Here is a 19,709-nt window from a genome sequence, read left to right on the forward strand (position 1 = left end):
TTGGCCAGGAACTTCTTGAGTTTTCTCTATCTCGTCAGTGCTCTCTTTTGGCTCAAATGAAAGATCAACACAACCTAGTTTGGAATGACTATAGTCCTCAGATTGGGGTCTTTCGCGCAATTCTGGCGAGACTGGGATCTTGGCCAGGCTGGATAAGGCCCACCGATGCCTTTTGCACCTGCTGGACTTCTTGCAAAAGCTGCAAGTAAAAAGTCCGTCGTTCCCAATCCAGATCTCGGAGCCCACAGCCCGGCTCTCGATGGTGTAGGCAATCGCGAAACTGACAGGCGCCCAAGCGATCCCTTACTTCGGGGAAGCACCGTATCAACTGCAAAGGATGCACCGGCGGGATCCCTTCGCCAGCATTGAATCCCGGCGAATCGGCGATCCAACCGCCTTCCGGCAAAGGAAACAGCTCCACATGGCGGGTGGTGTGCCGACCATGGCCCAAACGTCTGGAGACGGCCTGAGTGGCCAGCCGAACGTCCGGCAGCAGCCGATTGAGCAAGCTGGATTTGCCCACCCCGGAAGGGCCTGTCACCACCGAGATCTGATCTCGACAGCACTGTTGCAACTGGGGGATCCCAGCTTGGGTGTGGGCACTGACCAACAGAGGCTCATATCCCCACCTCTGCAGGCGTCCCACCCAGGTTGTCGCTACCTCGGGATCCACGCAGTCACATTTGTTCAGCACCACCTGAACCCGCAGTTGGCTGGCCTCGGCTTGCACCAGCAGACGACTGAGGGCATTGGGCTCAGGGTCGGGCTCGGCTAGGGCCACCACCACCAGAACTTGGGTTGCGTTGGCAATAGCAGGTCGAGGCAGTTGAGTGCGCCGCGGCAGGATCACCTCGATCACCCCCCGCTCCGGCCAGAGGTCGGCGGCAGCAGGCGGCAAGCGCACCTCCACCCAGTCCCCCACCATCACCTGCTGGCCCATTTTTTTCAGCTTGGCCCGACTGGTACAGAGAATCTCTGCCGGGGTGGGCTTTTCAACCGGAAACCGAGCCGGGATCTCGGGAAAAAGGGCGGCCAAACTCGGATCGATCCGCACGCGATAAAAGTTGGCCTGCGCTGCGCGCACCCAGCCGGTACAACTGGATCCCGGATCCCCCTTTCCTTCTGGTTTCACCGGGCTCATGCCGACTCAGGCGTGCCACGACGCACCCAGAGAATGTGATGGCCTTCGGGGGCAGCCGCCTGTCCCTCAATCCGATGCCCGGCCATGGCTAGGCTGTTGGGCACCTGCTCCAGAGGTTCTCCCGCATCCAGCCATAGCTCCAGCAGTTCTCCAGGAGCCATGCGCTCCAGGCGCAGCTTCGCCCGCACGTAGTTAAGTGGGCAAGGGATCCCGCGCTGGTCAAGGATAAACTTGACCTCTTCCGACGAAACAGCCTCTGCAGTCATTCTTCCTCACGCTCCCGGTTGCCAGGCATCTGGGCCAGCCCCCGCAACAACCCGCCCAAGAAACCATCCCGCTTGTTGATGCGTTCTCCATGCAGCTCAGCCAGGCGCATGAGCAATTCCCGCTCTTCTGAGCTGATGCGGGTGGGGATCTCCACCACCAAGGTGATTTGGTGGTCGCCCCGAGACATCGGGTTGCCAATGCGAGGTACCCCCTTGCCCTCCAGGGTCAGCACTGTACCCGGCTGGGATCCGGCTGGGATGGTCAGCTCCACCTCCTCCTCCAGGCCGGCTTTCGAGTCCACGGTGGGCACAGAGACCTTGGCCCCCAAGATGGCCTGCAAATAGCTCACCCGCACCTCCGAGAGAATGGTCAGGCCATCTCGCTGGAAGTCGGGATCCGGTTCCACAAATAGGTAGACGTAGAGATCCCCGGGCGGGCCACCGCGTCGACCGGCATCGCCTTCCCCAGAAACCCGCAAACGGGTGCCACTATCCACGCCGGCTGGGATGTTGATGCGCAGTTTCTTCGTGGTTTGGGCCAAGCCCTCGCCATTGCAGTTGTAGCAGGGCTCTTCCAACACCTGACCGCTGCCACCACAGGTGGGACAAACCGAGACCTGGGTAAAGTTGCCAAACGGCGTGCGGGTTGCCCGCCGCACCTGACCACCGCCCCCGCAGGTGGGGCAAGTTTTCACCTCCGTACCGGGCTTGGCCCCGCTGCCCCCACAGACATTGCAGACCTCCAGGTGGCTGATGCGAATCTGCTTTTCGCCGCCGAAGATGGCTTCCAGAAACTCCAGTTTTAGGTCAAAGCGCAGATCATCGCCCCGTACCGGCCCCTGGCGACTGCGGGCATAGCCGGCTCCCGCCCCTGCAAAGTTGGTGAAAAAGCTCTCGAAAATGTCGGCAAAGCCACCCATCCCCGCAAAATCCTGGAATCCACTTGCTGCCGCAGCAGCTCCACTCAAACCCGCTTCTCCAAAGCGATCGTAGCGGGCTTTCAGCTCATTATCAGAGAGCACCTCATAGGCACGGTTGATCTCTTTGAAGCGCTCCTCGGCGCCTGGCTCCTTGTTGACATCCGGGTGGTACTTACGAGCCAACCGTCGATAGGCGCGCTTGATCTCCTCTTTGGAGCTATCGCGGCTAACCCCCAAGATTTCATAGTAGTCGCGAGCCATAGAAGCGCTTCAGAAGAGGTTAAAGATCAAAACATCAGACACACTTGAGATGCAACTTGTCAGGCAGCACAACCGAAGCAGACCTACAAGGCACCGGAGCTGGGGGAGAGCAAGCAGTTGCCTAGAATCCTCAGCGAGCTCCATAGATCTCGCTACCCATCTCCAGCAGGACAGCCCGCAGTTCTTCCATTGCGTTCCGTAAAGTTGCTAAGTCTACGTTATCATTTGCCAGCAATGCCCTCAATGTGCCCGCCACTTGAGCCCCCCGCTGGATTCGAGCTTCGCTGAGGCGATTGCCATGCTCCTGCAGGGTTTTGTCGTAGTTGTAGAGCAGGCTATCTGACTGGTTGCGGGCTTCCACCAACTGCCGCCGGCGCTGATCTTCTTCGGCATAGGCCTCCGCTTCCCGACGCATTCGCTCGATCTCGCTGCTGCTCAAGCCACCGTTGTTGGTGATCTTGACGCTCTGCTCGATTCCTGTCCCCTTTTCCCGAGCCGAGACTTTCAAGATCCCGTTGGCATCGATGTCAAAAGAAACCTCGATCTGGGGCACCCCACGGGGAGCCGGCGGGATCCCGGTCAGCTGAAAGCGGCCCAAGGTTTTGTTGTCTTTGGCCATGGCCCGCTCTCCCTGCAGGACGTGAATCTCCACCACACTCTGGCCATCGGTGGCAGTGGAGAAAATCTGGGTTTTACTGGTGGGAATGGTGGTGTTGCGCTCGATGATGCGGGTGAAGACTCCCCCCAGCGTTTCCACCCCAATCGAGAGAGGGATCACGTCCAGCAGCAGTAGATCTTTCACTTCTCCACCCACCACGCCTGCCTGGATGGCAGCGCCAAGGGCCACCGCCTCGTCCGGGTTGACGGAGCGATCTGGGTTTTTTTTGAAGATTTGCCGAATTTTCTCCTGGACAGCGGGAATACGAGTAGAGCCGCCCACCAGCAGCACGCGGTCGATGTCTGCAGGGGAGAGGCCAGCATCCCGCAGCGCCTGTTCTGTAGGCTCCACGGTGGCCTCCACCAGATCCCGCACCAACTCCTCAAACTTGCCGCGGGTCAGCTCCACTTCCAGGTGCTTGGGCCCCGAATCGTCGGCGGTGATAAAAGGCAGGTTAATGAGTGTAACCTGGGTGCTGGACAGCTCAATTTTGGCCTTCTCAGCAGCCTCCCGCATCCGCTGCAGGGCCATGCGATCCCGCGAGAGGTCGATCCCTTCCGTCTCCAAAAACTGACGGATGAGCCAATCGACAATTCTTTGGTCGAAGTCATCCCCCCCCAGGTGGTTGTTGCCGGCAGTCGCTTGCACCTCAAACACGCCGCTGCCCAGTTGCAGCACCGAGACATCGAAGGTGCCGCCACCCAAATCGAAAACCAGAATGCGTAGGTCTTGATCTTGTTTGTCTAGGCCATAGGCCAGGGCGGCTGCTGTCGGCTCGTTGATGATGCGCAGCACCTCCAGGCCGGCAATGGTGCCCGCATCTTTGGTGGCCTGCCGCTGGGCATCGGTAAAATAGGCGGGAACGGTGATCACGGCTTGGGTCACCGGCTCCCCCAGATAGGCCTCCGCATCGGCCTTCAGCTTTTGCAGGATCATGGCGGAGATCTCCTGCGGAGTGTAGGCGCGATCTTGCACCGCCACTTCCACCATGTTGTCTCGACCGGGGATGACTTTGTAGGGAACCCGCCTCCGCTCATCTTCGGTCTCGGCAAAGGTGCGGCCAATGAAGCGTTTGATGCTGAAGATGGTGTTTTCAGCATTGGTAACCGCCTGGCGCTTGGCCAGTTGGCCCACCAAGCGGGTGTTGTTCTTGGCGAAGCCGACAATGCTGGGGGTGGTGCGCCCTCCCTCGGCGTTGGTGATCACAACGGGCTGACCACCTTCCAAAACCGCCACGCAACTGTTGGTGGTTCCCAGGTCAATCCCGATGACTTTACCCATAGCCCCCTCTTCCCGTGCGCCAAGTCTCAACCCAAGAACGCGATTCCACGGATCTTAAAAGCATTCTGCCCAGAATCCCGCAGAAACCTTCAGACGTTGCTTTCGTCTCCGTAGCTTTACTGTAGCGTTTCTGAGACTGCTCTGGCTCTGTTTGTCAAGGTTCAAGTGAGCAAGTTCGGCTAGGAAGGTTGGGGGTTTTGGGGAGAGGCGGGCGTGTTTTCCGGACCAGCTTCGATGGTGGCTTGGGCTGGGGGGGATGGTTCAGAGCTGGGGCTGCCCGCCGAGACGGCTACCATGGCATGACGGATCACCAAGTCCCCCAGCTTGTAACCCGGCTGATATTCGACGGCTACCACATCTTCAGGATAGTCTGGGCTGGGCTGACGGGCTATGGCTTCGTGCAGGTTGGGGTCGAAGGGCTGGCCCACCGATTTCATGCGGGAGACGCCCATCTTCTTCAGGCATTCCACCAGCAGGCGATAGACGCTCTGGTAGCTGTTGTGCAGCTCCCGCTCGCGGTCGGTTTCCAGCTTCAGCTGCTGCTGAGCCCGCTCAAAGCTGTCCACAACAGGCAAGATCTCCAGCACAAATTTCTGCCGTTCTTTTTGGCTGAACTCTTCTTTTTCCCGCTGGGTACGCCGCCGGTAGTTTTCAAAATCGGCGTAGAGGCGCAGGTAGGCGTCTTCTTTCTCTTTGAGTTGCTGGCGGACAACTTCCAACTCGTGCTGGAGCTGCTTGAGAGCTTCACCGGGATCTGGAGAAGGCTCAGCTGCGGTTTCTCCGGAGGAGGTACCGGCTTCTGCTTCGCTATCTTCCAAAATCAGCTTCTCCAGCTCTGCCTCTACGTCGATCTCTTCTTCCTGTAGTTCAGGATAGGTATCTTCTGGGGCCATCGGTTGCTTCTCTTCGGCAGTCATGGGCGATGTCGGCAAGTGTTAGCAATGAGCAGTGACTCGGATATCCCCAGTTTGGCAGTTTCAAAACCGCCGCTGCACTCAGCCAAACCAGGCTCTGTGTTGATCGTATTCTACCGGGTTCTCTTTCAGCCAGTTGAAGTCAATATCTTTTCTTTCCTAGCCGACCAGCAGATGTTCCCGTGGCCGGCCCAGGCAATCGGGGAAGTAGATCTTGGCCAAGTCGGGGATTAGGCGCCAGTTGGGGCTGTAGATGGGTTGAATGGGGGAGTGGGTGTGAATATAGTAGACCAGAAAGTCGCGGATGCTATCGGCTGAGATCCACAGGGTTTGGGCTTCTTGGAACATGCTGTAACCGCCGCCGCCGCCGGCTCGGTAGTGGTTAATGGCCAGGCGAAAGGTCTGTGCTGGTTCCACCGGCTGTCCGCGGAATTGTAAGGTCACCAGGCGCTTTCCTACGGGGCGGGTGAGATCGAAGCAGTAGTCGATGCCGTGGTAGAGGTCGAAGGTGTAGCCGCGGGCTTCGGGGGCCACGACGGCAGCAGGATCGGCGGGAAGGTGATTGGGATCCAACTGGCGAAAATAGCCGGCAGTCTGTTCCAGGGCGCGCCGCAGAATATCTCCGGTGATCTCCAAAACGCAGAGGGTGTTGTCGTAGACGGTGAGGCTGTAGGCATCTTGCAGGGAGATGGGGCCTGCTGACAGGCCGGCGCTGCTGCAGATGTTGACCAGGGAGAGCTCTGCGGGGAATCCTGCCTCCCGCACTGCTTGCAATTGGGCCTGATGGAGCAGCTCTGCCAGAGGGTTGGCCCCCAGACGGGCTGCCAGACCGCCGCTATAGGCAGAACGGGCTTGGCCAATGGGCTGACGGATGTAGCGCAGGGTGGCTTGATGATAGGGCTCTGTCAAGGCCAAGAGTTCGGGATCGGGAGGGATCCCTTCGGCGGAGAGGAGCTGTGCGCTTTTGCTGATGATTTGCCAGCGGCTGCCCTGGCGCTCCAGCTCCAGGGATACCTGGGAGAGGTGGCTGCCCCAATAGCCGGGCTGCACCACTAGAGCTGGGGATCCCCCCAGACCGGCGATGGTCTGGTGGGTATGGCCGGAGAGGATGACGTCAATGCCGTCCAGTTCGGCCAGGGCCAACAGTTCGTTTTCCCCTGCCAGGCTTTTGTTGCTGCACCAGCCGGAGCGATCTGGGTTGTGCCAATGCTCAGGGGTGCGCAGGGGGGGCAATTGGTTGGGGCCGCTGTGCAGGATCAAGATCAAAACATCCACCTGAGGTCGCAGCAGCGATAGGTAGTGTCGGGCGGTCTCCAACAAGGGGGCAAAGCGCAGCCCCGCAATGTAGTCGGGTCGCTCCCAGGTGTCGATGCGGGGGGTGGTCAGCCCTAGCAAGCCAACGCGAACCCCGGCCAATTCCCGGATCAGGTAGGGCTGGAAGAGGGGATCCCCATTCTGGCGGAGGATGTTGGCGCAGAGCACCGGACAGCGGAGATCGCCGATAAAATCCTGGAGAACTTGCAGCCCAAAGTTAAAGTCGTGGTTGCCGGGGGTAAAGGCGTCGTAGCCCAAGGCGTTGAGAGCATGAGCCAAGGGGTGAGGGGAGACGCGCTCCACTTGCGCATAGTAGCTGCCTAAAGGGGATCCCTGAATGGTGTCGCCGCTGTCGATGAGCAGGACGGGATCCTCACTGGCTGCTCGCACGCGCTTGATGAGGGTGGCCAGCTTGGCTAAACCGTGCTCCGCAGGGATCCCGGTGAAGTAGTTCCAGGGATGTAGATTGGCATGGAGATCCGAAGTGTGGAGAATTGTTAATCGCATTCTCATATCATAGCCAAAGTCAAAGCCCAACCCAAACTCGTCAGCCCAGCAAGAACAGCACCTGCACACAGCCCACCAAAAAGCCGAGGAGGCCGCCTAAGTTGACGATGGCCTGGAGTTCTTGGCGCACAATCTGCTGGATGGCCTGCTCCAGGTCGGCAGGGGAGGTGGCGTTGACTTTATCGGCAATGACCTGATCCAGGTTCAACACCGGGATCACCTGCATCATCAGGGATTCGAGATCCCGTTCTAGGTAGCGCTCCAAGACCAAAGCCAGGTCGGCGCTGATCTGATCGATGGAGGTGATCAACGCCTTGGAGTTGCGCAGGCGTCCCAACACCAGGCTGGCCACTTTTTCCCAATCGATGGTCTCCCCCAGCCCTTTGATAACCTCTGGCCCTTGGCTGCGCAGGTAATCTTGGATCCCGTCGCGGAGGGCACGGCGCAACTGACGCACGGCGGAAACCGGCAGGTTTTGCAGCGAGAGGTTCTGCAGGATCTCGGTCAGGCGGCGGGAGGCGTTGATGTCTTTGAGCAGATCTTCCAAGATGGCTTCTGCCCCTTCCGGCTCTTCCAGACAATAGGTGCGCAGGCGCAACAGGGCATTTTTCAGGCCGAACAAGTTGGCCACCACCCAGTAGGAGCCGGTCGCTCGTTCACGAAACTCCTCGTCAAGGGATTCGATGTTGCGATCGGTGAGAAAGTCCACCAAGTTCTGCCGCAACACCTTTGGGGGCAGCGCCTGCTTCAGGATCCACTCCGAGAGCTGCTTAGCCTGCTCGCTGCTGAGGCGCAGCTCCAGCAACACTTGGTCGAACAGTTGGTTAATCGGCCCTTCCAAAAAGGTTTCTTGGCGGGCAAGCACCTTCACCAGGCGGGGCAACGACTCGTTAAACAGGTCGGCTAAAATGCGCGCCAACACCTGAGCAGTTTGCTGCTGTTGCTCAGGGTTTTGCAGCCGATCCAGGGCTACCCCCAGCAGCCAGCGGATCCCAGCTTGCATGCGCTCGGTTTGCAGCAGCTTACGGGCCAGATTGTGCAGTTCCTCCGGCGTGAGCAGGGATCCCATGATGGTCTTGGCGATCTGCTTGGCCAGACGAGGCTGGTTCTGCGGGATCAGGCCGGGGGTAAAGGGGATGCGCCAGCCGAAAACCCGATAGGGGCGGTAGGGCCGGAACAGCATTTTGATGGCAATGTCGTTGGTGAAATAGCCGATCACCAGCCCGGCCAGCGGGGGCACAACGTAGATCCAGAAGGCCATGGAAGCAATGGAGGGGGCTCTCTTCTACTCTACCGAGCTGCCCCGAGTCACTTCAGCCAGCCACAGGGCAAAAGAGGGTTGGCCAGTTCATTGGATGATCAGGCTATCGGTCAGCTCCAGCTCCACCAGCGTATTGGGCTGCAGCGTCACCACCCGGTCAATATTGGTACTGCCTGCCGCAGCGCCGGCCAAGCTGCCGGCCAAGATCGGCAAAAAGCCCCATCCCCCCGTGAGGATCCCCAAGGCCAACCCACCTGCTGCCCCATAGCCTGCCCCGCGGGCTACAGTTGTGCCGACATCGGCGTTGCGATCCAACCCGACTGGTAGCGGCGCAGATTGGCCTCTCACCAAGTAGGTGGAAGAGCCGATGGTGAGGCGGTTGGCCACAAAGCGGCTGCCGACGACCCGCTCTTGGGGATCGGCGCTCTCCGCCTCCCGGCCAGACAACTTCAGTTCTCGGTAAACCGGCTCAAAAGTGCCCCACACTACACTCCCTGCCGGGATCACCACCTGGCCAAAGCGATCCACCACCGGCTCGGAGACTTCCAGGTGGCCGTTAATGGCCTGGTAGGGCTGGAAAGTGATGGGGCGGTAGACCGTGAGGAGAATACGGGTGCCGGCAGGCAGCTCGCCCCGCGTGGCTCCGGAGAGATCCCCACCTGGACTGAGGTCGGGCCGACGTTGATAGGAATAGGCCTCGCCTTGGGGGAGTTGTCCACCTGGGGCCGCTGGAACGGGCACCACCGGGATCGGATCCAAGGCCGGAGCTGTGGGATCCAGCGGCATTTGCGGCACCTGAGGTACCGGTGGCAGGGCCGTGGCAGAGCCGGGGGAGGGCGGAGGGCTCAGCAAGGGCAGGGTAGGGACGGGATCCCCCCTGGGGGGTACCGACTGAGGGGTGAACTCGAACTGCTGAGCAGCAACCGGGGTAACGGCACCGGCTATCAACACCCCCCAAAAGGAACTCCTCTGCAACAAATGCAGGAACGGCTGCAAGGTTGAGCTCATGGATCCCATCCGGTCACAACTGGCAGTAGCTTAACATCCTGACCAGCTCATGCCCACTAGATTTAGTAGGTATTAAGGGATCGGAAGCTCTTAAAACACTATTGAGCCTGTTCGGGGTCTGGATCGAGTTTTCCCTAGGGGCTGGGGGAAGGAGAAGGAGTCGGTCCGCCGGGATCCCCTGGCTGGGGGGCTGGGGATTCTGGCTTAGGAGACTCTGTAGCCTCACTCTCCTGAGCCTCGGGGCTGGACTCCGGCTTGGGTTCTGCAGGAGACCGTCCTTCTGGAGAAGGAGAAGGTGAAGGCTCCCCGCCAGGCTGTGGAGTCGGAGTGGGTGTGGGGGTCGGTGTTGAAGTCAGGGTGGGTGTAGCTTCCGGCGTGGGTGTGGGAGTAGGCGTAGCTACCGGTGTTGGGGTTGGCGTTGGGGTCAGAGCTGGAGTCGGCGTTGGGGTCGGTGTGGGCGTGGCTGTCGGTGTTGGGGTTGGTGTTGGTGTTGGTGTGGGAGTGGGCTGGGCGGCCTGCACCTGGAAAGACCACTGCTGGATGGTGGTGTTGCCGCTGGTATCGGCAATTTGGACGGCGATCAAGGTCGGTCGATCGGTGGGCAGCGGCTCGGCTGGGGTGTAGGCGAAGCCGGTGCGGGTGAGCTGGGCTTGGGCGGTGACATCCGCGTTGTTCACCAGCAAGGTAAAGCTATTGAGGTCGATTCCCTGGTCGTCCTGGAAACGGGCTGAGATGGAGGGGCGAGGGTTGTCTGTTAGGGATCCATTGGGAGGGGCCAGTTCGCTGATGGTGGGGAAGGTGGTGTCGGTCACCCGCCCGATGGTGATGGTCTTATCCGGCAGCTGCACCAGGGTTACCAGTCCATCCCGCTCCAAGCGGGCAAAAACAGGCGCTTCTGAGGCCCGGTCTTGGCTGCGGAAGGTGTAGCTGCCCTCGTATTGCCCTGGGCGGGTTTCCTGCAGCGGCAGGTTGTAGGCAATGCCGGGGATGGAAAACGATCCCTGCGCCCCTGGGGATCCCAGCAAAAACACGGTAACGGTATCCCCTGGGTTTACGGATCCCAGCTCTTCGCGGGCGAAGAAGGTTCTCACTTCTGGGGCGGCGGGCAGCGTTTCTACCAGAGGCTCAATGGGAATGTCTGGCGTGGTCAGGGGTTCGGGCGTAGGAGTGACCTGGGCAAGGAGCTCGGTACGGATCCCAGGGCCGGGGATGGCAGCCCCCACCGGCGGATCCAAATTGGGTACTCGACCCACCTTGGCCAGCGCTTGGTAGGTAAGAGCAGCCACTTCCCCCCGCGTGGCCACCGCCTGGGCATTCAATTGGGTGGGGTTGGGGTAGAGCACCAACAGCCCTTCCTGAACTGCTGTCGCGATGGGGGCGCGGGCAAAGTTGGGAACCAAATTGGCATCGCCGAACGCGGATAGGATCGCGTCAATTTGGCCGGCATCTTCGATGAGCCTACCGTTGGTGGCGGCACGGGTCAGGACGGTGATGGCTTGTGCACGGGTGAGCACATCGTTGGGACGAAAGGTGCCGTCCGGGAAGCCGGAAACAAACCCTGCCGCTGCCGCTGCGCCGATGGAGGGAGCCGCCCAACTGGGAATGGGATCGGCAAAGGAGCGCACAGGAACGTTGGTATCTAGGCCAAAAGCCTTGGTGACAATAACGGCAAATTGGGCACGGGTGATGGATTCATTGGGACGAAAGGTGCCATCCGGGAAGCCGCCGATGATCTGCCGTTCATTCAACCCAGCAATGTACTGGGCACCCCAATAGGTGCTGATATCAGAAAGTTGGGCCCAAGCGGGATCCCCAAGCCAGGCCAAGCTGCTGCAACTGATCACCAGAGCGGCGGTTTTCCAGCCCTGCCAAAGGGAAAGCTCACGCATCGTTCACACCTCAGGTTCTGGGTACGGGATTTACAGTCTTGGATCCCCACTCTCGGTTGGGAGGGGCCCTGGAAGTTGGCCGGACAGAAGTGTAGGAGAGGATGATCCAAACCGCACACCCAGACGAGGAAACCTTCTGAAAAGTTCTGTCTGGCCACCGGTTTCGCCAACCTTTCAGGGGGCAGGATTGGGGTAGCGCTGGTGCACCGCCTCGATCTCCGCCAGGAGCTGCGGGGACAGCTCCACATCCAGGCAACTGAGGTTCTCTTTGAGTTGGGTCAGGCTGGTGGCCCCAATGATGGTGCTGGTGACAAACCAGCGGCTGCGCACAAAGGCCAAAGCCAACTGGGCCGGTGTCAGACCGTGCCGGCGGGCAATTTGCACATAGGCGGCCACCGCTTCTTCCACATTCGGCTTGCGGTACCGCTGGCCAAAGCCTTCAAACAAGGCCAAACGGGATCCCGGCGGCTTCACCCCCCCCAGATATTTGCCCGTCAGCAGCCCAAATCCGAGCGGGCTGTAGGCCAGCAAGCCCACCTGCTCGTGGCGGCAGACTTCCGCCAGGCCCATTTCAAACGTGCGGTTGATGAGGCTGTAGGCATTCTGAATCGAGACCACCTTGGGCAACCCCAGTTGCTCGGCCACCTGGCAGAACTTGCTCACCCCCCAAGGGGTTTCGTTGCTCAGGCCGATGTAGCGAATGAGACCCTCTTGCACCAATTCCGCCAGAGCCTGCAACTGCTCGGCAATGGGAACGGTGGGCCGCTCCTGGCTGGGATCGTAGGCAACGCCCCCAAACAGGGGCACGTAGCGATCCGGCCAGTGGATCTGGTAGAGGTCGATGTAGTCGGTCTTCAGGCGCTTGAGGCTATCGGCCACCGCCTGCTTGAGGTTGTCGCGGGTGATGGACAGGGATCCGCCGCGAATCCAATGCCAGGGCCGACCAGGGCCGGTGATCTTGGTGGCCAGGATCAGGCGATGCCGCGGTTGGTGTTGCAGCCACTCGCCGATGTAGCGCTCGGTGGATCCCTGGGTTTCCGCCCGCGCCGGCACCGGGTACATCTCGGCGGTATCGATGAAGTTGATCCCGTGCTCCACCGCGTAGTCGAGCTGTTCGAAAGCCTCAGACAAAGTATTCTGCTGCCCAAAGGTCATGGTGCCCAGGCAGATCTCGGAAACTTGCAAAGGGCTGTGGCCAAGCTGGCGGTAGCGCATGGGGAATCTCCATCTCCAACCCTAGACAGCGCGCCAGTCCCCATTGTGCCCAAAACCTGTCGGCCTACGGGATCCCCCGCTCTGCCCCCCTCCTACCTCGGTGCGGATCCCAGCAGAGGAACGTACTCGCGGTAGAGCTGACCCAAAATTTCCAGACCAATGCGGGTGCGGTTATCGGGGGGGCGAGCCTCAATGGCCGCCTTGACTTGCAAAATCGTGCCCACCGGATAGGGGGAGCGCAGCTCCTCCCGCTTGCCCAAAAACACATCCGTAAAGTAGTCGATCAGCCGCTTGACTTCCCCCACGTCCTTGCGGGAAATGTCCATATCCAAAACGGTGGTCAACTTGGCCCGCATAGCCTGAAAACTTTGCTGGCCGGTGTTGAGGGCCACCCGCTTGGCCAGGCTATCCACCACAATTTGAGTGATCTTCTCCACATTTTGGGTGACGATTTCTCGGTGGCGGGCGGCAAAGCGCAACTGAACCTCATCCAGGAATCGTTCTCGTTCCAGAATCTGGATGCCCTGTTGCTCCAGATCCACTCCATAGCTTTGCAACTGCTTGTACTGATTCAAAACCCATTGGTTGTAGAAGGAATCGGCCAAAACTCGCCAATAGCTAATGAGGGTGGCCTCGGCAGAGGGAACGCTGACCAAATAGGCCTCGCTGGTGATCAGGCGCAAATGCTCTGTCAGCTCATCTCGCTCCTTCTCATCCAAGTAGGAGGTGCGCGGCACCCAAACTGCCCCGTACTCGCTTTTCACCTCTCCGGGCAGGGATCCGAAGAGGGTGTCAAAAAACTGATGAATGCTGAAGAGAAGAAACTTTCCCGGATCCTGAAGGCGGTTGAGCAGTTCCTGTTTTTTCTCCTCCTGATATTGAGTTACCAACTGCTGGGCCTCGGCGATCTGGCCGCGGGCCACCTCCACATCTTGCCGCAGCTTTTCAATCTCCTCCGAGCTCACCATCTCAACACCAGTAGGCTCCCGTTCCCCGCTGAAATAGCTGCCCCCCAGCCCGCTGCCCCCAATGCCCACCAGGGGAGCGTCGCTGTCGTTGTCCAGGGTTAGAAGGCGAGCAAGAGCCTGGAGTCGAGCCTGCCGATTGGAGGAGCGCAGGGATCCCAGCTCCACCGGATCCCCACTTTCCCAACCGTCCAGCCCGCCGATGCGGTAGAGCGTGTAAAAATACTTGCTGAGTAGAAGCGCCAGCAGATGCCTGTTCTTGACCTCGTTGTACTCTAAGTAGGCCCGCAGACACAGTTGGAAAGCGATGTTGGGCAAGCTGCGACACACCTTCATAATCTGGGTGTAGACCCTTTGCAGGTGAGGCCGAAAGCTGCGTGGGATCGCCTCGGGCCGTAGGCCGCGCAACAAGAACTCCTGCTGGCGCAGATCTTGAGGGGTAAAGTAAAAACTTTCTTGCCAAAGCAGCTCATCCAAGTCACGGGCAAAAATCGGTTTCAAATGGTCGATGATTTGCACCACAACCGACTCGGTGAAGACCGGTATAATCTTTTCGATGTGAAGCTGATCGTAAACGGAGCGCAGCCGCTCGCTGCGGAAGTCTTCGATGGAGATCAGCCCCTTCATGGTTCCGATCCGACCATCGCTCAGCAGGAACTTATAGACCACTTCGGCAGTGGCCCCTGGGGAGAGAACAAGAGTTCCCGTCAAGTCAGGGCAGATTTGCAGGGGGCGTAGCAGGCGGCTGGTTTCACTGACGCTGAAGCAACTCCAAGCTGCCGGGTTTAACACCACCGACGATAGGGAGGCCAACAATTGCTTCTCGTCCAAGTCCTCCAGCCGAATTTCTCCCCTGTGAGCTTCGCTAGGTCCCGGAGGCAAGCTCGCCCGCGAATCCTGAACGGCGGAAGGGAATAAGGATGGGGGAGATGTGCTCATGCGGTAAAGGCTATTGAATCTTAACGTTCACTCTAGGTCGGCGAAGGATGGATGAGTGTGATCTGTATCTCTGTATCCAATGAAAGTCTCTCAAGAAGAATCTGCCCAGAATCTGCCTCGAATTGTCTCCCGCCGCCAGTATCTGGAAACGGTTAGCTTTTGGGTAGCGTGCAACCACGGTTTTGAGGATCCACAAATCGATACGTACCTTCAGCTCTGATGGATGAGGCTGCTGAGGCTTCACCCCTTTGTCGTGGACTGCTTGCCGAGCCGGTTTTCCTGACGCAACGCCTAAGCTAGGATGAAAGACCTGCCTATCGGTATGGGATATCGGGCTGGAGTTGGGTTTGGATGCGTTTTGACTTCAGGATTGGGGTGCAGCGGTCATGGCGGCCATTTTGATTGTCGACGACGATCCGACGATTCGGCTGGTGTTGAAGCGATCCCTGGAACGACAGGGCTACACCGTGGAGATGGCCAGCAACGGTTCCGAGGGACTGGAGCAAGCCCACCTGCTGGTGCCGGGGCTGATCATCTGCGATTGGATGATGCCGGACATGGATGGGCTGGAGGTTTGCCGACGCATCAAAGCCGATCCCAAGTTTTCCACGACGTTTTTTATTTTGCTCACCGCTCGCACCGAGGTCGAAGACCGCATCCAGGGCCTGGATGCCGGAGCAGATGAGTTTCTAAGCAAGCCCATCGACCCCAATGAGTTGCGGGCACGTGTGCGAGCCGGATTACGCTTGCACCAGCTCAGCTATGACCTGCAGCAGCAAACGGCCAGGTTACGGGCAGAATTGGCAGAGGCGGCCAGCTATGTGCGTTCTCTCCTGCCGGAGCCGGCCTATTTTCCCGACTGCAAAGTGACCCTCGAGTGGCGCTTTTTACCCTCCCAGGAATTGGGGGGAGATTCGTTTAACTATCATTGGCTGGATGAGGAACACCTGGCCATCTATCTGCTGGATGTGTCGGGGCATGGGGTGGGATCCGCTCTGTTGTCGGTGTCGGTGATGAACCAGTTGCGCACTCAAGGCTTGGCCGATGCCGATCCCCGCCAGCCGGACGCGGTCTTGCGCGCCCTCAACCACTCTTTTCAAATGGGATCCCACCATGAGATGTACTTCACCCTTTGGTATGGGGTTTACCAGCCGGGATCCCGTCTGCTCTCTTTTGCCAGTGCCGGCCACCCACCTGCCCTGCTCATCCAGGGTCAGGATTCGCTCCTGCTGAAGACTGCCAACTTGCCCATTGGCATTTTGCCCGACCTCACTTTTCAAAGGGATCAGGTGCGGATCCCCGAGAACAGCCATCTCTACCTGTTCAGTGATGGAGTTTACGAAGTCATAAACCCCCAGAGAGAAATCTGGGGGCTGGACAATTTGATAGCCCTACTGAGCAAGGGCGCTGGCAATAGTTTGGATCAGGTGATCCATCAGGCCCAATCCTTTCAGGGGCGGACGGACTTTGAGGATGATTTCTCCCTGCTCCGGATCAGCTTTGGTTAGAGGTGAGTTATGGCTATTGCAAGCTGCTTTGAGGCGATCCCTTGAGGATTCCCGTTTGCGACAGCTCCAGCCCCTTTCCCAAAGGAAGAGAGGAGCCGGGAATCGAGGCGATGCCCAGCGCGACCGGAAATGACCCTCTTGGCTCAAGGGGACTCTGTCCTGCTGTCGCGATCAGCCATCCGGCCCCTGGAGTTGCTCCCACTGAGCGGGGGTAAAGGTGCGCAGGGCCAAAGCATGTAGGCGGCCATCCTGCAGGTAGGCTTTCAGGGCCTCATTCACCAGCCGGTGCTGTTTGATCAGGGGCAAGCCCTGGAATTGTTCCGCCACCACGATGGCCTGGAAATGATGGCCATCGCCGACAGTGTCTTCCACCTGCACCCTTGCGCCGGGTAGGGCAGCCCGTACCAATGCCTCAATTTCTCGTGGATCCATGCGCTGTTGTTCCCGTTGTCTCGTCGCGTCAGCGTTGCGGAGCAATAGTGTGTCCAAGCTCGAGATCCCGCCTTGGATCTCGACCTGCTCATCCATTACCCTAGACGGTTCTGGGGCAAAACGGGATCTCTTCCGGCCCACTGCAGGCGGTGGCCAGGCTGGGATGGCTCAGCACCAAGACCTCGGTGATGGGACCGCGTTTGTGGCCCTGGGCGTTGATGGCACGGCTGGCAGAGATGGTCTGGATGGGGTAATCCCGGTACAGTTCCCGCACAAAGGGGCAATCGGAATTGGAGAGCAGCACCTGCACGCCTCGGTCGGCCAATGTTCCAAACACTTCTCGCAGGCGGATCTGTTCCGCTTCGCCGAAGGCAAACCGGCTGTAGGCTGTGAAGCTGCTGCTGGCAGAAAGGGGATAGTAAGGGGGATCCAAATAGACGAAATCCCCGGGTTTGGCTCGTTCGAGCACCTGCCAAAACGGCTGCACCGCGATCTCCACGCCTTGTAAAACTCGTGCCACGGCCCGTAGGTTCTCCGCGTCGCAAATGCGGGGATTGCGGTAACGGCCCAAAGGAACATTGAACTCTCCCCGCGAGTTCTCCCGGTAGAGGCCGTTGAAACAGGTTTTGTTCAAGTACAGCAGGCGGGCAGCCCGTTGCGCCGGATCTTCAAATCGAGCCGCGCGGATGGTGTAGTAATAATCCCGGCTGTGGTGGGCTTGGTGGTGGCTGAGCAGGGCAATGATCTCCTCCACCTGATCCCGCACGCAGCGATACACATTCACCAGCTCAGGGTTGATATCCGACAAAACAAAGTGTCGAGAACCCGATGGGATCCCTTGGGCCAGATGAAAAAAGACCGCTCCACCCCCCAAAAAGGGCTCGTGATAGGTGTTCCAGGTGCGAGGGAAAAAGGGTTCGTATTGGCTGAGCAGTTGCCCTTTTCCCCCTGCCCATTTCAGGAAGGGACGCGCTTTAACGGCTGGCTCCGCTGGGGTGGGTTCGCAGGAGTCGGGTACAGGGTTCCAGAGTTCTTCCCGCCGCAGAGCACGCCTATGTCCAAGAGAACAAGGGTGGGTCATCGTTGGTTCAGTGATCTGGATTCTCTTCCAGCAGCTTTTCTAGCGTCTCGATCCAATGCTCCAGCTCCTCCAGCGCCTGCAACACTCCCCCTGGGTCGCTCAGATCTGCCTGCAGCAGCTGGGTGGTTTCTGCCAAAGTCAGGGATCCGGGCGGGCTGGCCAACCAACGGAGGTAGTGGGGCAGAAAGTTGCGCGGAGAACTGTGATAGCGGCGGTGACAGGCCAAGGCCACCAGGCTGGCAAGGCTAGCCTGATAGGCACTAAAGGGGTGGAGAAACAGCTCCGGCATCCCCACCCAGTAAAACTGGTGTTCCGGCAACAGTTCCACCGCATCTCCGCACAGCTCTTGACACAGCTTCAACCACTCTTCGCTCACCCAAAGAGGATAGGTTGCCACATTTTCCCATGCGGGGAGCCCCGACCGATAGAGAATCAGCTCCAGCCGACTGATCAAGCTCTGGTAAAACACCGCCTGCAACTGGGCTTCCAAATGGTGTATCAACAGGGCCTGGGCCAACTGGAGGCTGCCGGAGCGTTCCCGCCAGCGCTGCGGAGCAGTTTGCCCCTCTGGGTCGTAAAGAGCAGGCCTGCCCATGCGAGGGGATCCCACTGCTGAGGCAACCAGGTGATCCAGGAGTATTTGCTGCAAAAAGACGGTGTGAGCCTGCACCCCCCACGCTCGCGGCAGCAGTGCGGAACTCCCCTGCATCTCCTCCAGATCCAGCCAAACTTGGGGATCCTCAGGCCGGAGCCGCTGGCTGATGATAGCAAGAACCTTCAACAGGAGCTCGCTCCCGCCGGATCCCGTTTCTCCCGACCTGGGCGAGAACTCCGTTTCGCCGGGGCGAAAGGCTGCGCCCGCTGCGCGATTGGGCTTGTCTGCCTCGATTGCCGAGCCGACTTCTAGCAGCCAGGGTTTGGCCTGGGCCGCACACTCGGGGCAGAAGTCCTGCAGGGCTGCCCAGATTAGAGAGGTGGCCTCAGCAGAGGTCAGGGGCGGCACGGGATCCCCCCAGGGCGCATGCAGATCGCAGATGCGAATGGAACGTCCCATTGTTCTGCTTTTGAGGCGGTAATAGTGCTGGAACAGGTCAAACCGATCGCGGATCCCTTCCAATAGGTTCTCCAAAAAGGTCTGAGTCAGGCCCTGGCGGGCCAGATACAGCTCGGCAGCAGAGTCATAGCCCCGCCATTGGGCCTCCCACAGGTGGTCGCGGATCAGGGTGCTGAGGATAAACCCACCCAGATCGGCATGGGCTTCTAGGTGTTGGACTAGCCGCTGGTAGGCCACCCAGCGGATCTCCGCGCTGGCGTGAGTTTGTAAGCTCTGCAGCTGGACAAGAGTGTGCTCTGGGAGCGCAGCAGGCGAGTTCAGGGTCACTTGCCACAACTGCCGCCAAGCTAACCTTCCTGTTGGGTACTGTTGGTGGAGCAGGCACTCCAGAGGCTCCGGTTGTTGGTGACCCCGCTGCTGCAGGAGGCGACACAAAAACTGGCGAAAGGGGCGCAGCTCCGGCTCGGCACAAGCAGCGGCCAAGGGATCCGAGGGCCGATCCTCTCGCTCCTGCGGCGTCTCAGCTGCGGGTTCGCCGAGGGGAACGGCGGTCAGGGATTGCAGTTCCAGGGGGAAAAACAACAGCTGGCTCTGCAGGGAGATGACCCGCTCCAGATCCCTCCAGCTGGGGTCTGCCTTCGTCCAGGCCATCTCTGGTTCGGCCTCAGCCGAGATCGCTGTTGGAAGGCTGCTGCTCTCGCAACCCTCGGCAAGATGGGCTGCCAGGGCGAGCGCCTGCGTCAGCTCCGACAACTCCTGCAGCGCCACCGCCAGCTCTGGCGGGCTGAGCTGGACCACCTGCCCCCGGTAGCGCTGGGCAAACTGCTGCACCTGCTCCTCCAGTTCATTCCAGGTTAGGGCGCGCTTTTTCCCAGAGCCAGAGAAACGCTCGAAAGGGGGTTCAGCAGCAGGAAAGACCACCGGCATCAGCCTCCTAGAGATGGGGTCGTCCCTCTGTTGGCTTGTCGGCAGAGGGGTGTGCCCGCCTTTTGACCTCTGCCAAAGGGCAAATGGCTGGGGAAATCTGGGTTGGAGGTACAGGCTGCGATCAGAGGGATCCGGATCCCTGCTATCCCCCCCTGGGGGTTCCCATCC

15 protein-coding genes are annotated in these 19,709 nt (G+C 59.6%); 1 reads left to right on the forward strand and 14 read right to left on the reverse strand.

The window, feature by feature from the left end; genetic code table 11:
* Positions 1 to 97 precede the first annotated feature (97 nt).
* From rsgA to NW834_RS04015, 11 genes are all read right to left on the reverse strand, one after another.
* A complete protein-coding gene (rsgA, locus tag NW834_RS03965; protein WP_414419591.1) occupies positions 98 to 1,141 on the reverse strand; it encodes a ribosome small subunit-dependent GTPase A in 1,044 nt (347 codons plus the stop codon).
* A complete protein-coding gene (locus NW834_RS03970) occupies positions 1,138 to 1,407 on the reverse strand; it encodes a sulfurtransferase TusA family protein (protein ID WP_011434471.1) in 270 nt (89 codons plus the stop codon). The genes rsgA and NW834_RS03970 overlap by 4 nt, the downstream gene beginning before the upstream one ends.
* Entirely contained in the window at positions 1,404 to 2,588 is a 1,185-nt protein-coding gene (dnaJ, locus tag NW834_RS03975; protein ID WP_414355537.1) for a molecular chaperone DnaJ, read from the reverse strand. Before dnaJ ends, NW834_RS03970 begins: the two co-directional genes overlap by 4 nt.
* Before the next feature lie 130 nt (positions 2,589 to 2,718).
* Entirely contained in the window at positions 2,719 to 4,527 is a 1,809-nt protein-coding gene (gene dnaK / locus NW834_RS03980) for a molecular chaperone DnaK (protein ID WP_414329166.1), read from the reverse strand.
* A 179-nt stretch (positions 4,528 to 4,706) separates the two neighbouring features.
* Positions 4,707 to 5,444 carry a nucleotide exchange factor GrpE gene (grpE, locus tag NW834_RS03985; RefSeq protein WP_071818179.1) on the reverse strand — a complete coding sequence of 246 codons (738 nt, stop codon included), beginning with the start codon at positions 5,442 to 5,444 and terminating at the stop codon, positions 4,707 to 4,709.
* A gap of 156 nt (positions 5,445 to 5,600) precedes the next feature.
* Complete coding sequence (locus NW834_RS03990; protein WP_414349860.1) at positions 5,601 to 7,262, reverse strand: bifunctional metallophosphatase/5'-nucleotidase; 1,662 nt, start codon at positions 7,260 to 7,262, stop codon at positions 5,601 to 5,603.
* Positions 7,263 to 7,302: 40 nt separating this feature from the next.
* Complete coding sequence (locus NW834_RS03995; RefSeq protein WP_011434466.1) at positions 7,303 to 8,523, reverse strand: DUF445 domain-containing protein; 1,221 nt, start codon at positions 8,521 to 8,523, stop codon at positions 7,303 to 7,305.
* An 87-nt stretch (positions 8,524 to 8,610) separates the two neighbouring features.
* The gene (locus NW834_RS04000; protein WP_414419592.1) at positions 8,611 to 9,531 is read right to left on the reverse strand and encodes a hypothetical protein; all 921 of its coding nucleotides are present in this window, start codon (positions 9,529 to 9,531) and stop codon (positions 8,611 to 8,613) included.
* A gap of 134 nt (positions 9,532 to 9,665) precedes the next feature.
* On the reverse strand, positions 9,666 to 11,420 hold the full coding sequence (locus NW834_RS04005; protein WP_414419593.1) for an S-layer homology domain-containing protein: 1,755 nt from the start codon (positions 11,418 to 11,420) through the stop codon (positions 9,666 to 9,668).
* Between the two features lie 174 nt (positions 11,421 to 11,594).
* Entirely contained in the window at positions 11,595 to 12,635 is a 1,041-nt protein-coding gene (locus NW834_RS04010; protein ID WP_414374974.1) for an NADP(H)-dependent aldo-keto reductase, read from the reverse strand.
* A 92-nt stretch (positions 12,636 to 12,727) separates the two neighbouring features.
* On the reverse strand, positions 12,728 to 14,482 hold the full coding sequence (locus NW834_RS04015; RefSeq protein ID WP_414419594.1) for a hypothetical protein: 1,755 nt from the start codon (positions 14,480 to 14,482) through the stop codon (positions 12,728 to 12,730).
* Between the two features lie 443 nt (positions 14,483 to 14,925).
* On the opposite strand from NW834_RS04015, the gene NW834_RS04020 reads away from it, so the two are divergent.
* The gene (locus NW834_RS04020; RefSeq protein ID WP_414351703.1) at positions 14,926 to 16,047 is read left to right on the forward strand and encodes a PP2C family protein-serine/threonine phosphatase; all 1,122 of its coding nucleotides are present in this window, start codon (positions 14,926 to 14,928) and stop codon (positions 16,045 to 16,047) included.
* Positions 16,048 to 16,218: 171 nt separating this feature from the next.
* Here NW834_RS04020 and NW834_RS04025 read toward each other — a convergent pair whose 3' ends face one another.
* From NW834_RS04025 to NW834_RS04035, 3 genes are all read right to left on the reverse strand, one after another.
* Positions 16,219 to 16,479 carry a BolA family protein gene (locus NW834_RS04025; protein WP_414419595.1) on the reverse strand — a complete coding sequence of 87 codons (261 nt, stop codon included), beginning with the start codon at positions 16,477 to 16,479 and terminating at the stop codon, positions 16,219 to 16,221.
* 100 nt (positions 16,480 to 16,579) lie between these two features.
* Positions 16,580 to 17,560 (reverse strand): DNA adenine methylase, encoded by a 981-nt coding sequence (locus NW834_RS04030; protein WP_414426222.1) that lies wholly within the window; start codon positions 17,558 to 17,560, stop codon positions 16,580 to 16,582.
* 7 nt (positions 17,561 to 17,567) lie between these two features.
* Positions 17,568 to 19,541 (reverse strand): peptidase M3, encoded by a 1,974-nt coding sequence (locus tag NW834_RS04035; protein WP_414419597.1) that lies wholly within the window; start codon positions 19,539 to 19,541, stop codon positions 17,568 to 17,570.
* Positions 19,542 to 19,709 lie beyond the last annotated feature (168 nt).

Origin of the sequence: Synechococcus sp. R60.1, from assembly GCF_047461835.1 — a bacterium.
Lineage (GTDB): Bacteria > Cyanobacteriota > Cyanobacteriia > Thermostichales > Thermostichaceae > Thermostichus.

What these genes read in the sequence shown, in the direction of transcription:
- rsgA (WP_414419591.1), bottom strand. Translation starts at nt 1,141, where the DNA reads ATGAGCCCGGTGAAACCAGAAGGAAAGGGGGATCCGGGATCCAGTTGT.
- NW834_RS03970 (WP_011434471.1), bottom strand. Translation starts at nt 1,407, where the DNA reads ATGACTGCAGAGGCTGTTTCGTCGGAAGAGGTCAAGTTTATCCTTGAC.
- dnaJ (WP_414355537.1), bottom strand. Translation starts at nt 2,588, where the DNA reads ATGGCTCGCGACTACTATGAAATCTTGGGGGTTAGCCGCGATAGCTCC.
- dnaK (WP_414329166.1), bottom strand. Translation starts at nt 4,527, where the DNA reads ATGGGTAAAGTCATCGGGATTGACCTGGGAACCACCAACAGTTGCGTG.
- grpE (WP_071818179.1), bottom strand. Translation starts at nt 5,444, where the DNA reads ATGACTGCCGAAGAGAAGCAACCGATGGCCCCAGAAGATACCTATCCT.
- NW834_RS03990 (WP_414349860.1), bottom strand. Translation starts at nt 7,262, where the DNA reads ATGCGATTAACAATTCTCCACACTTCGGATCTCCATGCCAATCTACAT.
- NW834_RS03995 (WP_011434466.1), bottom strand. Translation starts at nt 8,523, where the DNA reads ATGGCCTTCTGGATCTACGTTGTGCCCCCGCTGGCCGGGCTGGTGATC.
- NW834_RS04000 (WP_414419592.1), bottom strand. Translation starts at nt 9,531, where the DNA reads ATGAGCTCAACCTTGCAGCCGTTCCTGCATTTGTTGCAGAGGAGTTCC.
- NW834_RS04005 (WP_414419593.1), bottom strand. Translation starts at nt 11,420, where the DNA reads ATGCGTGAGCTTTCCCTTTGGCAGGGCTGGAAAACCGCCGCTCTGGTG.
- NW834_RS04010 (WP_414374974.1), bottom strand. Translation starts at nt 12,635, where the DNA reads ATGCGCTACCGCCAGCTTGGCCACAGCCCTTTGCAAGTTTCCGAGATC.
- NW834_RS04020 (WP_414351703.1), top strand. Translation starts at nt 14,926, where the DNA reads ATGGCGGCCATTTTGATTGTCGACGACGATCCGACGATTCGGCTGGTG.
- NW834_RS04025 (WP_414419595.1), bottom strand. Translation starts at nt 16,479, where the DNA reads ATGGATCCACGAGAAATTGAGGCATTGGTACGGGCTGCCCTACCCGGC.
- NW834_RS04030 (WP_414426222.1), bottom strand. Translation starts at nt 17,560, where the DNA reads ATGACCCACCCTTGTTCTCTTGGACATAGGCGTGCTCTGCGGCGGGAA.
- NW834_RS04035 (WP_414419597.1), bottom strand. Translation starts at nt 19,541, where the DNA reads ATGCCGGTGGTCTTTCCTGCTGCTGAACCCCCTTTCGAGCGTTTCTCT.